This window comes from Variovorax sp. DAIF25 (assembly GCF_050711835.1).
In the GTDB taxonomy this organism is placed as follows: Bacteria; Pseudomonadota; Gammaproteobacteria; order Burkholderiales; family Burkholderiaceae_C; genus Variovorax.
The window spans coordinates 834722-849418 of sequence record NZ_CP136637.1; the positions used below are offsets into that span (position 1 = coordinate 834722).

General features: G+C 69.8%; 15 protein-coding genes. 5 read left to right on the forward strand and 10 right to left on the reverse strand.

Features of this window, described 5'->3' with window-relative positions:
* Nucleotides 1-128: 128 nt before the first annotated feature.
* A complete protein-coding gene (locus R0232_RS37990; RefSeq protein WP_057594162.1) occupies nucleotides 129-1025 on the forward strand; it encodes a LysR family transcriptional regulator in 897 nt (298 codons plus the stop codon).
* Nucleotides 1022-2002 (forward strand): tripartite tricarboxylate transporter substrate-binding protein, encoded by a 981-nt coding sequence (locus R0232_RS37995; RefSeq protein ID WP_431514345.1) that lies wholly within the window; start codon nucleotides 1022-1024, stop codon nucleotides 2000-2002. Before R0232_RS37990 ends, R0232_RS37995 begins: the two co-directional genes overlap by 4 nt.
* A 33-nt stretch (nucleotides 2003-2035) precedes the next feature.
* Here the strand turns inward: R0232_RS37995 and R0232_RS38000 are convergent, their stop codons facing one another.
* On the reverse strand, nucleotides 2036-2326 hold the full coding sequence (locus tag R0232_RS38000) for a DUF1330 domain-containing protein (RefSeq protein WP_431514346.1): 291 nt from the start codon (nucleotides 2324-2326) through the stop codon (nucleotides 2036-2038).
* A gap of 145 nt (nucleotides 2327-2471) precedes the next feature.
* Here R0232_RS38000 and R0232_RS38005 point away from each other — a divergent pair, with 145 nt between their 5' ends.
* Entirely contained in the window at nucleotides 2472-3290 is an 819-nt protein-coding gene (locus R0232_RS38005) for a glycerophosphodiester phosphodiesterase (protein WP_431514347.1), read from the forward strand.
* On the opposite strand, the gene R0232_RS38010 is transcribed toward R0232_RS38005, so the two are convergent.
* Nucleotides 3265-3990 (reverse strand): response regulator, encoded by a 726-nt coding sequence (locus R0232_RS38010; protein WP_431514348.1) that lies wholly within the window; start codon nucleotides 3988-3990, stop codon nucleotides 3265-3267. The two genes, R0232_RS38005 and R0232_RS38010, sit on opposite strands and share 26 nt — an antisense overlap.
* Before the next feature lie 61 nt (nucleotides 3991-4051).
* Nucleotides 4052-5437: a cache domain-containing protein gene (locus R0232_RS38015; RefSeq protein WP_431514349.1), complete on the reverse strand. Its 1386-nt coding sequence runs from the start codon at nucleotides 5435-5437 to the stop codon at nucleotides 4052-4054.
* A gap of 209 nt (nucleotides 5438-5646) precedes the next feature.
* On the opposite strand from R0232_RS38015, the gene R0232_RS38020 reads away from it, so the two are divergent.
* A complete protein-coding gene (locus tag R0232_RS38020) occupies nucleotides 5647-6114 on the forward strand; it encodes a Rid family detoxifying hydrolase (protein ID WP_431514350.1) in 468 nt (155 codons plus the stop codon).
* Between the two features lie 59 nt (nucleotides 6115-6173).
* Nucleotides 6174-7673 (forward strand): aminotransferase class V-fold PLP-dependent enzyme, encoded by a 1500-nt coding sequence (locus R0232_RS38025; protein WP_431514351.1) that lies wholly within the window; start codon nucleotides 6174-6176, stop codon nucleotides 7671-7673.
* 13 nt (nucleotides 7674-7686) lie between these two features.
* Here R0232_RS38025 and R0232_RS38030 read toward each other — a convergent pair whose 3' ends face one another.
* The 7 genes from R0232_RS38030 to R0232_RS38060 all read right to left on the reverse strand — a co-directional run bounded on the left by R0232_RS38030 (nucleotide 7687) and on the right by R0232_RS38060 (nucleotide 14621).
* A complete protein-coding gene (locus R0232_RS38030; protein ID WP_431514650.1) occupies nucleotides 7687-9261 on the reverse strand; it encodes an acyl-CoA synthetase in 1575 nt (524 codons plus the stop codon).
* A gap of 14 nt (nucleotides 9262-9275) precedes the next feature.
* Nucleotides 9276-10451 carry an acetyl-CoA acetyltransferase gene (locus R0232_RS38035; protein WP_431514352.1) on the reverse strand — a complete coding sequence of 392 codons (1176 nt, stop codon included), beginning with the start codon at nucleotides 10449-10451 and terminating at the stop codon, nucleotides 9276-9278.
* Nucleotides 10452-10483: 32 nt separating this feature from the next.
* Nucleotides 10484-11725, reverse strand: coding sequence for an MFS transporter (locus R0232_RS38040; protein WP_431514353.1), 1242 nt, complete (start codon nucleotides 11723-11725; stop codon nucleotides 10484-10486).
* Between the two features lie 4 nt (nucleotides 11726-11729).
* Complete coding sequence (locus R0232_RS38045) at nucleotides 11730-12908, reverse strand: alpha/beta hydrolase (protein ID WP_431514354.1); 1179 nt, start codon at nucleotides 12906-12908, stop codon at nucleotides 11730-11732.
* 75 nt (nucleotides 12909-12983) lie between these two features.
* Nucleotides 12984-13280 carry a type II toxin-antitoxin system RelE/ParE family toxin gene (locus R0232_RS38050; RefSeq protein WP_431514355.1) on the reverse strand — a complete coding sequence of 99 codons (297 nt, stop codon included), beginning with the start codon at nucleotides 13278-13280 and terminating at the stop codon, nucleotides 12984-12986.
* The gene (gene relB / locus R0232_RS38055; protein ID WP_057594171.1) at nucleotides 13277-13585 is read right to left on the reverse strand and encodes a type II toxin-antitoxin system RelB family antitoxin; all 309 of its coding nucleotides are present in this window, start codon (nucleotides 13583-13585) and stop codon (nucleotides 13277-13279) included. The genes R0232_RS38050 and relB overlap by 4 nt, the downstream gene beginning before the upstream one ends.
* Before the next feature lie 154 nt (nucleotides 13586-13739).
* The gene (locus R0232_RS38060; protein WP_431514356.1) at nucleotides 13740-14621 is read right to left on the reverse strand and encodes a DMT family transporter; all 882 of its coding nucleotides are present in this window, start codon (nucleotides 14619-14621) and stop codon (nucleotides 13740-13742) included.
* Nucleotides 14622-14697: the final 76 nt, after the last annotated feature.

Sequence of the window (14697 nt, forward strand, 5' to 3'; positions counted from 1 at the left end):
AAACCCGCATGGATGCTGGCGTTTCCCTCGTTGCGGCGCATGCCGCACACGCCCGCGGCTCCTCTGCGCCCCGGGAACGCTTGCCGGATAATCCGGCCGATCACAACGACAACGAGACACGAGACAAAGTGCGCGAGGCCCACCTCCGAGATCTGATAGCCGTCATCGAAACCGGCAGCGTTCGATCCGCCGCGCGCAAGCTCGGCCTTGCGCAGGCGGCCGTCAGCAAGAACCTCACCGCGCTCGAGAAATCGCTGGGCGTGCCGCTGCTGGTGCGCTCCGCGCGCGGCGTCGAGCCCACCGAGTTCGGCCGCATCGTGCTGCGCCGCGCGCGCGTGATCGATGCCGAGCTGCGCCATCTGCAGGAAGAGCTCGAGAGCGCCGGCGGCGAGGGCCGCAAGCTGATCACGGTGGGCCTGTCGGCCACGGCCGAGGCCATGCTGCTGCCGACGGCGGTGGCGCGCTTTCGCGAGCACACGCCGAATGCGCTGATCAGCGTGCTCGGCGGCCGCTCGTCGTCGACCATCGCGGCGCTGCGCGAAGCCCGGATCGACTTCGCGGTCGGCCCATTGCCCACCGACCAGAGCCTGTCCGACCTGCACACCGAGCAGCTGTGCAGTTCCGACATGGGCATCGTCGTGCGCGCGGGCCACCCGGCCGCCGATGCGCGCGACCTGGCCGCGCTGGTGCCCTATGGCTGGCTCTACAGCGTGCAGCAGTCGGGCGGGCCGATGATCGTCACGCTGATGACCCGGCAGGGCCTGCCAGCGCCGACGCTGGTGGCGCATTGCGATTCGTCGAGCGCGCTGGTGTCGATGCTGCTGCAGAGCGACCTCGTCACGCTCAACAGCCTGGGCGGGCTGGAGCCCTTGCGCGAACGCGGGCTGCTCAAGGTCCTGCCCATCAAGCTCGATCTGCCGCCGGCCGTGCAGCACCTCGTGACGCCGACGAAGCGGCCGCTGACCCCCTCGGCCGCGGCGCTGGCCGACGAGTTCCGGCGCGCCTCGCGCAGGCTGCGGCGGTGAACGGCGGCACGCTGGCGACGCGGCGCGCTCTGCTCGCCGCCATCGCGTGCGCCGGCCTGTCCGGCCGCCACGCGCTGGCCGCCAACGACACGGGCCGGCCCCTGCGCATGATCGTGCCGCAGGCCCCGGGCGGCGCCGCCGACTTCATGGCACGGCTGATCGCCCGGGAGCTGTCGAGCGTGCTCGATCGGCCGGTGGTGGTCGACAACCGCGCGGGCGGCGGCATGATCGTCGGCACGCAGGCCGTGGCCATGGCCGCGCCCGACGGCAACACCATCGGCATGGTGTTCTCGCCGCATGCCGCCAACGAGGCGATGCGCCAGCAGATGCCCTACGACGCGCTCGACGATTTCGAGCCCCTGTGCCTCGGCGGCCATTCGATCGTCGTGCTGGTCACGCAGCCGGGCTTCGCCGCGCGCGACGTGGCCCAGCTGATCGCGCTGGCAAGGCGCACCGATCCGCCGCTGCAGTACGCGTCGCTGGGCATCGGCTCGGTGTCGCACCTGGCCGGCGAGCTGCTCGCCATCGAGGCCGACGTGACGCTCGAGCACGTGCCCTACAACGGCAGCGCGCAGATCTACCGCGCGCTGCTCAACGGCGATCTGCCGCTGGCCTTCGTCACCCTGGAGAGCGCGCTGCCGCACCTGCAGTCGCAGCGCCTGCGCGCGCTGGGCATCACCAGCGCGCAGCGGGCCGCGTCCTATCCGCAGCTGCCAGCGATCGCGGAGTCGCTGCCCGGCTTCGAGCTGATCGGCTTCTATGGTTTCGTGGCACCGGCGCACACGCCGCCGGTGCAGGTCGAGGCGCTGAGCAGCGCACTCGCGCGGACCCTGCAGACCCCGCAGGTGCATGACCGGCTGGCGGCCGGCGGGGTGGTGGTTTCGGTCGCGCCGCCGGCGGCCTTCGCCGCCTTCCTGCGTCAGCAGGTCGACAAGTACGCGGCGCTGTCCAGGCGCACGGGGATCACGCTGGACTGAAGCGGGCCCCGGTCCGGCCCGCTCCCGCTTCGCTCAGGTGCCTTCGATGATCCGCAGATCGCGCTCGGCGCCGTCGCCCAGCGCGACCAGCGCGGCCTGGTAGTCGGCGCTGTCGTGGGTGGCGGTAGCCTGCGCCACGCTGTCGAACTCGATCAGCACGGTTCGTTCGGCCAGGCCGTATTCGTAGGTCTTGGCGGGCAGGCCGCGTGCCAGGAAACGCCCGCCGCCCGCGGCGATGGCCGGACCGGCCAGCTTCGCGTAGGCCGCGAGTTTGTCGGCGTCCTTGACGGCGCGGTATGCACTGACCCAATAGGCTTTTGCCATGTTGATTTCTCTGTAGTTGCCAAAGGCTTTCAATATAGCGGGGCAAGGCGCCTCGCGCCTCGGCCCGGCCGCAAGCCACCTACACTGCACCGGCCAATCCGCTGGCCCGCATCGCACTCCCTCCACTTTCCACCCGCGAGGTTCCATGGCTGGTGCAACCGCTCGATGGCGCCGGTGGCGATGGCTGCTGGTGCCGCTCTTCCTGTTCGGCCTCCTGCTGTCGCTGAGCGACCTGCTCTACCGGCAGGCGGCGGCACGGGCATCGGCCTTCGTCTTTGCCTCCTGCCAGAAGGTCTGGGCCCATCGCGGCCATGCGGCCACCGGCGGCGAGAACAGCCTGCGGGCCGTGGCGGAGGCCTTCAGGCGCGGCGCGGCCGGCGTGGAGATCGACGTGCTCTTCGACCCCGAGCTCGACGACTTCGTGGTCTCGCACGACCGGCCCTACACCCTGTTCGACGGCCGGCCGCTGCGGCTGGAAGCGGTGCTGTCGAGCGCCCCGCGCAACGGCCTCTTCTGGCTCGATGCGAAGGATCTGCGCGAGCTCTCGCCCTGGACCGCCCACCAGGCGACGCACCGGCTCAGCGCGCTGCTCGAGCGCTACGGCCTCACCGAGCGCGCGTTCGTGGAATCGAGCCAGCCGCTGTACCTGTCCTGGCTGGCCGACCAGGGCGTGCACACCAGCTACGCCATCAGCCCCAACGACCGCAAGTACGGCGCGCCGCTGTACCGGCTGCATGCGGCCTTCATGAAGCTGGCCTATACGTTCGTCGGGGCCGATGCCTTCTCGATGAACGCCGCGCGCTACACGCCGGTCACGGCCGCCACCTTCGGCGAGGCCGCGATCCTGCTGTCGACCGTCAACGATGCCGGGCTGCTGCGGCACCTGTCGGCGCTGCCCGAGGTGAAGGTCGTCCTGACCGACGACGACCACTACGCCGTCACGGCCTGCCCGAATCGCCGGTGACGCTGCCGCGACGCCCGGCCCCGGCATCGGCACCGCCCTCGAACATCGGAACTTCCCGCGCCAGGCCCGCCACGCTCTCGACCGCGAACTTGACCAGCGCGGCCTGGCCCGTGATGTCGAGCTTGCGCTTCAGGCTGAACCTGTAGCTTTCGACGGTGCGCGCCGAGATCTGCAGTTCGGCCGCGATCTGGCGGTTCGACAGGCCGCGCGCGACGCCCGCGAGGATGAAGCGCTCGCGCGCCGTCAGCCGGTGGAGTCGATCGGGCAGGACACCGCATTCGCCGGCGCGCCGGTGCATCAACTCGGGACTGAAATAGCTGCCGCCACCGACGACGGCGTGGATCGCACCGACGAGCTCGTCGGCCGGCGCGTGCTTCAGCACGTAGCCCCTGGCGCCGGCCCGGAATGCGCGCTCGAAGTAATCGAGGCTGCCGTGCATCGACAGCACGATCACGGCCATGCCGGGGAGTCGCTGCTGGCAGCTCTCGGCCAGCTGCAGGCCCGTCATGCCGCCCATGCCGATGTCGGTCAGCAGCAGCGACGGCGAATGCATCAGCGCGAGGCTCAGGCCATCCACCGCGTTGTCGGCCTCCGCCACGACCCGGAAGTCCGGAACCGCCTCCAGGCGTGCCCGCACGCCTTCGCGAACGAAGGGATGGTCGTCGACCAGCAGGATGCTGACGGTGTCGCGCTGGCTCATCGAAGTCCCTTCGTGCTTCGCGCTGCGCTGCGAGCTTGCCTGGGGCGGCTCGGCGCGGCGCTCATGCCGCGCCCCTCGGCTCCAGCACCGCGGTGACCGTGGTTCCGGCGGCCGTGGAATCGATGGACAGCGTTCCGCCCAGCATCAGCATGCGCTCCCGCATGTGGCTGAGTCCCGATCCGCCGTCGCCACCGGCATGCGCACGCTGCGGGTTGAATCCCTTGCCGTCGTCGCGAACGCTCAGGATCACGCGCCGCGACGCGGACAGCAGCACCACGTCGATGCGCTGCGCGGCCGCATGCCGCCGCGCATTCGTCAATGCCTCCTGGCAGATGCGGAACAGCGCCGTTCCCTGCTGCGGCGTGAGTTCGCCGCCCGGGCCGTGGGCCGCGAAGCGAACCCGCGGGCCGCCCTCCTCGCCGATCGCCAGCACCATCGAGCGCAGCGCCGCCGCCAGGCCCAGGTCCTGCAGCGCGGCCGGCCGCAGGTCGTTCGAGATGTGGTGGATCTCGAGCAAGGCCTGGCCCAGGCGCTCGAGCGCGCGCTGCAGGAACGACTGCGTCGAGCCGAGCTTCCCGGGCAGGACGGCCGCGGGCCCGGCGGCCCGCCCCTGCGTCGCCATTGCCGTCTCGAGCAGCCACTTGATCGACACCAGGATCTGGCCGATGCCGTCGTGCAGGTCGCGCGCCACCCGCGCCCGCTCGTCCTCCTGCGAGCGCACGACCCGGCGCGCGAGCTGCCGCAGCGCCTCGGTCGCGCGATGCTGGTTGCGCAGGTTCAGGGCCAGCCCGGTGCCGCTGATGAGCAGGATGCACAGCACCGACACGGTCAGCAGCACCAGCAGCCCGCCATGGATGTTCGCCCGCGCCCGTGCATCGAATTCCCGGATGCTCTTCTCGATGTCGTCGACATAGAGGCCCGTGCCCAGCATCCAGCGGTACGGCGACACCGGCTCCACGTAGCCGAGCTTGCGCACGGTGCGCCGCTCCGAGGGCTTGTTCCAGTAGTAGTAGACGAAGCCGCCGCCCTGGTTGCTCGCGGCCACCAGGTCCTTGATGGGCGTGCCGCCGTAGGGATCGCGCATCTCCATCAGGTCCTGGCCGACCAGGTCGGGCTGCCGCGGATGCATCAGGTTGCGGCCCTTGTCGTCGTAGAGGAAGAAGTAGCCGTCGGTGCCGAAGTCGAGGCGCGACAGCAGGTCGGCGAAGCGCCCGGATCGTTCGTCCGTCTCGCCGCCTTCGAGCTGCTCGCGCGATGGCAGGGCACTGCGGGCGAGCTTCACGTAGCCGCGCAGCTCGGTCATCTTGCTCGCGATCAACGCGTCCTTGAGCAACCGGTGCTGCTGGTTGCTGAGCTCGATCGAATAGAAGTAGACGGCCAGCAGGATCGCAGCCAGGGTGAATGCGGTCGGCACGAGCGTGAGCAGCAACGTGGTCTTGCTTTTCATCTTTCCCATCCCTCTTCCGTTCGAACACCGCGATATTGCACCGCGATCTCCCGCGGACGCCATGCAATGCGCCGGCGAATATTTCGCGTAGGACTACGCAGGGAGAAGTCCTCTGAGTGCGTGGCGGCACGGTCCGCAGAATTTCCCGGGTCGCCAGCACGACGACACAGCACCGATTCCTTTCATCGTGCCCCGAGGGAGAAAACCACATGCACCATCACACGCGCCGCCCCGCGCTGCTGTCGGCGATCGCACTCGCCGCGCTTCTGACCGGTTGCGCCCTGCCGCCGCCATCCGCCAGGCAGGTGCTCTCGACCGACCGGATCTATCCGGCGATCGGCCCGTACTCGCAGATGGTCGCGCACGGCGGCCTCGTCTATCTCTCGGGCGTGCTCCCGCTGGATGCGAAGGGCACCGCGACCCAGGGCACCACCATCGAGGAGCAGACCAAGGCGGTGCTCGACCACATCGGCGAGAAGCTCGCCTCGCAGGGGCTCTCGCACGCCGACGTGCTGATGAGCACGGTCTACATGAAGGACCTGAACGACTTCGCCGCGATGAACCGCGTGTACGGCGAGTACTTCAAGAGCCAGCCGCCCGCGCGCGCCACGGTGCAGGTGGCGAGGCTGCCGCGCGACGTGCTGATCGAGATCGCGGTCGTCGCCGGAAGAAGGTAGCGCCGCCACCGGATACCCGCTGTCCATTCATTCATCGAGCCAACGCAGGGAGAAACACAATGCATCCAGCCGAGCCACGCACGCAAGCCGCCAACGCGCATCCGGACCTTTCGGTTCGAGCGGCCGACCGATGGTCCGCCAAGCGACGGGATTTCCTGCGCGTGCTGGGCGCGGGCGCCGGACTCGCCGCGCTGGGCCAACTCTCGGGCTGCGGGGGTGGCGACGGCGGCGGCATCGCCTTCGCGGGAACGCTGCCCACCGCGGCCGATCAACTGCGCCTTCGCCTGCTCGAGGACGAAGCCTTCTGGACCCAGGTCCAGGGCATGTTCGTGCTCAACCCGGCGAAGACCTTCATGAACATCGGCACCGCGGGATCGATGCCGAAGCTGGTGCTCGACCTGTTCGACGAGGAGAACCGCGCGAAGGCCAGGGAATCGGCGAGCGGCTACACCGACCTCATGGAGCAGCGCAAGGCGCTGGCGCCGGCCTTCGGGGTCGACCCCGACGAGCTGGCGCTCTCGGCCAACACTTCCTCGGGCATGTGCCACGCGATCCTGGGCCTGGACTGGAAGAGCGGCGACGTCGTCGTGACGACCAACCACGAGCACGTCGGCGGCGACACGCCGCTGTGGATCGCGCAGGCCCGCTACGGCATCGAGGTGTCGAGGGTGGAGCTGCCGGTGGGCAACGCGCAGCGGGCCTCGGACTACGCCGATCTCTTCGAGCAGCGCATCCTCGAGTTGCGCAACGCGGGCAAGCGGGTGCGCGCCATGATGTGGTCCTCGCCCACCTACAAGACCGGCACCATGCTGCCGATCGAGGAACTGATGGCCGTCGTCCGGAAGTACGAGCTGATCAGCATCGTCGATGGCGCGCATCTGCCGGGCATGATGCATTACGACTACGCCAGGCTCGGCATGGACTTCATGTCCGGTGCCGGCCACAAGTGGCAGTGCGGACCCGGGTCGACCGGCATCCTGATCGTGCGCAACAAGATCCGCGCGGCATCGAACCCGCTGCCCCTGCCGACGTGGTATCCCGTTCACACCTCGAGCTTCGCCAAGCCGATGGCGCGCAGCACCAACCAGACTGCGACCTACGACATCGCCGCGCAGGTCAGCGTGTGCGGCAGCATGCATCTGCCGCTGTGGAACGGGCTGGTCAAGGCCGGCCAGCTCTGGGACCAGATCGGCCGCAAGAAGATCGAGACCTACGACCTGGCCCTGGCGAGCTACCTCAAGGAGCGCATCGCCGAGAAGTGGGGCGTGGACCGGCTCTACTCGCCCAAGGACGATCCCAGGCTGCTGTCGGCGATCACCTCGTTCAATCCCTTCGTGAACCCGGCGGACATCGGCAACAGGGAGAAGTCCGCCAGCTTCGTGGCCAGGCTCATGAGCGACCACGCGCCGGGCTTCCTGATCCGCAACGTCGATGTCCCGGTCATCGGCGCCACCCAGCGGCACTGGGCCGTGCGGGTGTCGACCCACCTGTGGGCGGACGCGGCGGATATCGACCGGCTGGTCGAGGCGATGTGGGCGACCTCGCGCGCCATGGCCTGAAGCAAGCCGCCGCCTACGCCGCGATCTCCCCGCGCTCGACCAGCAGTTGCCGGATGTCCTTCTTCGCGATCTTCCCGTAGCCCGACTTCGGCAGCGCCTCCCAGAAGAACACGTGGTGCGGCCAGCGGTAGCGCGCGCAGCGCCCGTCGAGGTGCGCGATCAGCGCATCGCAGTCGACTTGCGCGCCCTCGCGCCGCACCACCACGGCCACGCCGACCTCGCCCCACTTGGGATCGGGCACGCCGAGCACCGCCACCTCGGCCACCGCGGGATGCGTGAGCAGCACCTCCTCGACCTCGCGCGGGTAGACGTTGGAGCCGCCCGAGATGTACATGTCGGACTCGCGGCCGGTGATGTAGAGCAGGCCGCGCGCATCGAGCCGGCCGAGGTCGCCGGTGTGGAACCAGCCGCCGCGCAGCGCCTTGCGCGTGGCCTCCTCGTTGCCGTGGTAGCCCGCGAACACGGCGGGGCCGCGCACGCAGATCTCGCCGACCTCGCCCGTGGGCAGGCGCCGCAAGTCGGCATCGAGGATCGCCACCTCCATGCCGGTGCGCGCGCGGCCGCACGAGCCGATGTTGGCATTCGGATCCTCGTCGTCGGCCGAATGCATGGCGGCCGGCAGCACCGTGATGTTGCCGGTGACCTCGCCAAGGCCGAAGTACTGCACCAGCACCTTGCCGAGCTTCTGCAGCGCGAGCTTCTGGTCGGCGCGGTACATCGGGGCGCCCGCGTAGATCACGTGGCGCAGCGAACTGTGGTCATAGCGGTCGACCGCCGGATGCTCGACCAGCATCTTGACGATGGTCGGCACGGTGAAGAGATTGCTGACGCGATGCGCCTGCACCGAGGCCCAGAAGGCCTCGGGGTCGAGCTTCTCGCTGGCCGGCAGCACGGTGGCCGCGCCGCGCACCACGTTGAGCAGCGCATGGATGCCCGCGCCGTGCGACAGCGGCGCGACCGCGATCGAGCGGTCGTGTTCGGTCGTGCCCGGGATCAGGTCGGCCAGGTGGTTGGCGACCACGAAGGCCATCTGCCCGTGCGTGAGCACGCCGGCCTTGGGCCGGCCGGTGGTGCCCGAGGTGTAGAAGAACCACAGCGGGTCGTCGCGGTCGACGGTCTCGTGCTCGGCTTGCGCCGCATCGTGCGCCTCGTGCGCGCGCAGCAGCTCCTCGTACGAATGCTCGCCCTCGCGCGCGCGGCCGATCGCGACCACGTGCGCGAGCGCCGGCGAGGCCGCGCGCACCGCGTCGGTATGGCCGGGGAAGATGTCCTCCACGATCATCGCGACCGCGCCGCTCGACGCGCCGAGGTAGGCCACCTCGGGGGGCGTGAGCCGGAAATTGGTCGGCACCCAGACGCAGCCCAAACGGAACGCGACCCAGCAGCTCTCGAACATCTGCAGGTTGTTGCGCGACTGCACGAGGATGCGGTCGCCCTTCTTCAGTCCGAGCGCGCGCAGCGCCGCGGTCATCGCGGCCACGCGCGCCTCGATCTCGCCCCAGGTCCAGCTGCGCCCGCCCTCCTGGATGAGGCCCGGCCGCTCGGCAAAGAGCGCGGCCGTCTGCGTGAGCAGCCGGCCCAGGTTCATCGCCTGCGCCGCACTCACGAGGCCGGCTCCAGGATGCTGAGGTAGCTGGCCACCGCCGAGCCGCCCATGTTGAACACCGCGCCCATGCGCGTGCGCTCGACCTGCATGCCGCCGGCCGTGCCCGAGAGCTGCATCGCGGCCATCACGTGCTGCGACACGCCGGTGGCGCCGATCGGATGGCCCTTGGACTTGAGTCCGCCCGAAGGGTTGACCGGCAGCCGGCCGTCCTTGCGCGTCACGCCGTCGAGGATCACGCGCGCGCCCTCGCCGTGCGGCGCGAGCCCCATGGCCTCGTACTCGAGCAGCTCGGCGATGGTGAAGCAGTCGTGCGTCTCGACGAAACCCAGGTCGTCGAGCGAGGCGCCGGCCGAGGCCAGGCCCTTCTTCCAGGCCATGGCCGCGCCCTCGAACTTCGTCGGGTCGCGCCGCGACATCGGCAGGAAGTCGTTGACGTGCGTGCGCGAGCGCCAGCGCACCGCCGGCACCCTGGCGCCAGCGAGCGGCTCGGTCGACAGCACCAGCGCGGCCGCGCCGTCGGACACCAGCGAGCAGTCGGAACGCTTGAGCGGTCCCGACACGAAGGGGTTCTTGTCCGAGGGCGTGCGGCAGAAGTCGAAGCCGAAGTCGCGCCGCATGTGGGCATAGGGGTTGTGCATCCCGTTGGCGTGGTTCTTGGCCGCGATGGCCGCGAGCGCGTCGGACTGGTCGCCAAAGCGTTCGAAGTAGTTGCTCGCGATGCCGCCGAAGATGCCCGCGAAGCCGGCCGGGTCGGCGCCCTCCTCCTTCACGTACGAGCACTTGATCAGCGTGGCCGCCACCTCGGGCGTGCGCAGGCCGTTCATGCGTTCCATGCCGATCACCAGCGTGCGCTTCATGCGGCCCGCGGCCATGGCGTCGAGCGCGGCCCAGATCGCGGCCGAGCCGGTGGCGCAGGCGTTCTCGCAGCGCACGGCCGGCGTGTGGCGGAACTCGGGCATGGCCACCGCGGGCAGCGAGGCCGTGAAGTCCTGGCCGACGAAGCCGGCGTTGAAGTGGCCCACGAAGATGCCGTCGATGTCCTCGGCCGCCACGCCCGCGCTGTCGAGCGCGGGTTGCACGGCGTCGCGGATGAGCTGCTCGAGCTCGGCGTTGTCGAGCTTGCCGAAGGGCGTGTGGCCCCAGCCGACGATGTAGGCGTTGTCGTTGCGCATGATGTCTCCTGGAAGGAATGGAAAGCGGGGATTCAGGGCACGGCGGGCCGCGCGGGCACGGGCCGGCCATGACGTTGTACCAAGGTCAGCGCGATCGTGCCGGCCGCGGCCGCGAGCACGCCCGTGGTGAGCGACAGCACGGCGGCGCTGCCGCTGCGGTACATCAGGCCCATCCAGCCGCCGCAGAGGAAGGCCGCGCCCGCGAAGATGAAGCCGCCGAGCGCCGAGGCCGCGCCGGCCTGCAGCGGAAACGGCGTGGCCATGCCGACGTGGCCGCAGGGCTGGTGGATGCCGTAGGCCAGCAGCATCAGCCACAGGCCCGCCGTGAGCGTGGCGGCCGTGTGCGCGCCGGCGAGCTGCGGCACCACCAGCAGCAGCGCCGCCAGCAGCGACAGGAAGCCCGCGCGCCGCACCGAGGTCACGATGCCGTGCGCCGCGATCCAGCGCCGGCACAGCATGGTGCCCGCGAGGTAGGTGACCGAGGCGCCGCCGATCACCAGCCCGAAGCCCACGCGCGAGACGCCGAAGGTTTCGATGAAGAGATAGGCCGAGCTCGAGAAGAAACCGAAGTTGGCCGCGTAGCCGAAGGCGTTGAGCAAAGTCCACGACTGGAAGGCCGGATCGCGCGCGATGCGCGCATAGCCCGCGAGCAGCGGGCCGAGGCGCAGTGCATCGGGCTTGAGCGCGCGCGCGGTCTCGGGCACGCGCGCGAGCACCAGCAGCGCGCCGGCCAGGCCGCACAACGCCATCGACCACAGCGTGGCGCGCCAGCCCAGGGTCTGGGCCAGCAGCGCACCGGTCACCGGAATCAGCATCGTCAGGCAGGCCAGCACCGACATCGCCACCGTCATCACGTGCGTGCCGTGCTGCTGCTCGAACAGGTCGCGCACGATCGCGCGGCCGCAGACCATGCAGGCCGCGATGCCCAGGCCCTGCGCCGCGCGCGCGGCGATCAGCACCTCGATGTTCGGCGCCATCGCGCCCACCGCGGCGCCCACCGCGTACAGCAGGAAGCCCGCCACCAGCACCGGCCGCCGGCCGAAGCGGTCGGAGGCCGGGCCCCACAGCAGCTGGCTCAATCCGAAGCTGAACACCAGCACCGCCAGCGTGAGCTGCACCACGCCCACGCGCGCCGCGTACTCGTTGCGGATCGCGGGCAGCGCCGCGAGATAGAGGTCGGTGCCCAGCGGCTGGACCGCGGTCGAGAGCGTGACCACGCCGACGACCAGCACCGGCCCCATCGCAGCGACTGCGGCGACAGCGCCGGTCTTCACGGACTCAACGCTCGAGCAGGTCGCGCTCCTGCAGCCAGCCGCGGATCAGCGCCGTGGCTTCCTGCAGCAGCTCGGGCTGGCCGGCGTAGTAGTGGGTGGCGCCCTTCACCACGCGAAAGAGCTTGTCGGGCGAGGCCGCGGCCTCGAACAGCATCTTGGGATGCGTGGTCGGCACCGCGTCGTCGGCGCTGTTCTCGATCACCAGCAGCGGCACGCGGATGCGGCGCGCGCCTTCGAGCCCGTTGCCGCAGGAGTCGTCGAGCGACCATTGCGACAGCCAGCTGCGCAAGGTGGTGAAGCGCGCGAGCCCGACCGGCCCGGAGTTCACCGTCTCGGGATTGCCCATGTAGCACCAGCGCGGCCGGCGGTCGTTGGGGTCGAGCGTGGGATCGAGAAAGCGCGGATCGGCCAGCGTGCGGTGCACGAGGAAGGGCCGCTCCATCTCGCCGGTGTTGCGCGCCTGGAGCTCGGCCAGCTTCGCCCGCGCCCAGGCCGTGATGCGGCGCATGCGGTCGAGTTGCGCCACGCGGTAGCGCTGGATGTAGGCCGGCGAGTACGGCGGCTGGTTCGGGTTGCGCGGATCGTAGATGTCGAGTTCGACGTCGCGGTCGTCGGGGTTCAGCTCGTCCTTCACCGAGGGATCGATGGTCTCGGCCAGCAGGTGCGCGCGCGAGAGGTGCGCGGCCTGGTAGATCACCGCGTCGGCCGGGATCAGCCCCTTGCCCTTGAGATCGACCGCGTCGCCGGCCGGCGTGTGCGTGATGCGCGGGTCCTCGGCCTCGGCCTGGTAGCTCACCGCCAGCGCCCCGCCGCCCGACCAGCCCACCAGCACCACGTGGCGATAGCCCCAGACCTGCTTCGCATGGCGGATGTAGGCGCTCAGGTCGAGGAAGACCTTCTCCATGATCAGCGCCGTGTCGTTGCGCTGGTAGCGGCTGCCCGCGCACAGCACGTGCGCGCCGGTGGCCGCCATCGCGCGCGGCACCGGCAGCAGTTGCAGCGTCGACGCGGGATGCATGAAGACCATCAGCGTGTCGGAGGCCTGCCCCTCGGGCCGGAAGCGGATCGCCTCGAGGTTCACCGCGCCCTGGTTGCCGGAGAAGCCGTAGGTCTCGGTGAAGGCGGCGTGCTCGTCGTACTGGAGGTGCACCCACTCGGTCTGGACGGTGAAGGACTCGGTCATGAGGGGAATGTAGGACCGGGCGGGGGGGATGGCAGTCCCCCGGTGGAGGTACAGGGGCAGTGTCCCTCCCTCCTTTCAAAGAAGGTCCGTCATGCCGCCAGGCCACATCTGCGCGCTGTGAAGAACTCGCAGAATACGAACGCCGTCCCTTTCGACCCGATAGGCCACGATGTAGGGCGTGCGCCGGATTACAAGTTCTCGCGTGCCTTCGATGCGACCTGGACGGCCACCCTCTGGAAACTGCATCAGCAAGAGCACTTGCGTGGCAATACGCTCATCCACCGCGATCGCCGCGCGTGGATCGTCCTGTTCGATGAAATCGAAGATGCGCTCGCGGTCATCCATCGCCAGCGGCGACCACTCGAGCCTCACTTCCTGCCTTTTCCTGTCTTGAGGAGCGCGGCCGCACGCCGCTTGGAGAAATGCGCTTCGACCTCGTCGTGCGCAACGGCTGGGCGTGGATCTGCCAGTGCCTCCTGCACCTTTGCCCGGAACCAGGCATCGTGCGCCGCGGCGTCGACGGTCAACCCCGCAGGCAATGCGCCCTCCTTGGCGACCCGCGTCAACACGATCCTCATCACATCCGAGACGGTGAGCCCCATGTTCTCGAGCACAGCCGACGCGCGATCCTTCACGTCTGCATCGATTCGGGTCTGTACGACTGCATTGGCGACCATGGCAGTGTCCTCTCAGTACGCAAAACCCGAATGTACTTCAAATGAATGACATTTGCAGCACCCGCGCTTTGCCCGCTGCGAACGCTTCCCTGCTTCCTGCTCATCAATCTCCTGCAAGAGGAATCCTCGATCCTTCGCACCCCGAGCACCCCGCCTATCCGCGCGACGCTCCGGTCGCCGCAATCACGATCCCCGCCAGCACCGCCAGCAGCCCCGCGACGAGGTTCCACCGCAGCGGCTCCGCCAGCAGCCAGGCGCCCACCAGACCAGCCGCCACCGGATTGACCGTCACCGAGATCGCTACGCGCGTGGGCGTGGTGCGGCCCAGCGCGAAAGCCCAGAGGAAGAAGACGATCGCACCGCCGAACACGCCGAGGTAGGCGATGGCGAGCCACTGGGCCGTGCCGAAGGACACCACGGGCGCGAAGCTGCCGCCCTGCCAGGCGATGCCGGTGAGGCACAGCGCGCCGACCGCCATCGCCACGGCGGTGAAGGTCAATGGCCCCGAACGACGGATCAGCGGACGCGAGCCCACGCTGTAGAACGCCATGCACAGCGCGGCCGCGAGCATCAACAGGTCGCCGCGCCAGGCATCGGGCGGCGCGGTGCGCAGTCCCGACAGCAGCGCCAGCCCCACGCCCGCCATCGCGACCAGCACGCCGATCGTCTTGCGGCGCGTGAAGGGCTCGACGCGCAGCACGCCCGCCACGGCCATGGTGAGCAGCGGCAGCGCCGACAGCGCCAGCGCGCCGCGCGCGGCGGTCGTATGGTGCAGCGAGGCATTGAAGAGCAGCGGGAACAGGCCAAAGAACAGCAGCCCCAGCCCGGCGGCCGCGGGCCAGTCGCGCGGCGCGGGCCACGACTCGCCGGAACGCAGCAGCGCCATCGGCAGCAACAGGCAGAAGCCGATGCCGAAGCGGAAGGCGCCGAGCGCCACCGGATCGATGACGCCCGCGAAATAGCGCGTTGCGCCCACCGCGGCGCCGCCCAGCGCGCTGGACAGCATCGCGGCCGCGATGCCCAAGAGTTCTCCCACGCTCGTGCTCCCTGATCGATGAAGTGACAGCAGCGTAGGCAGCCCTCTATCATCAATCAATGGAATTTATTTGGTC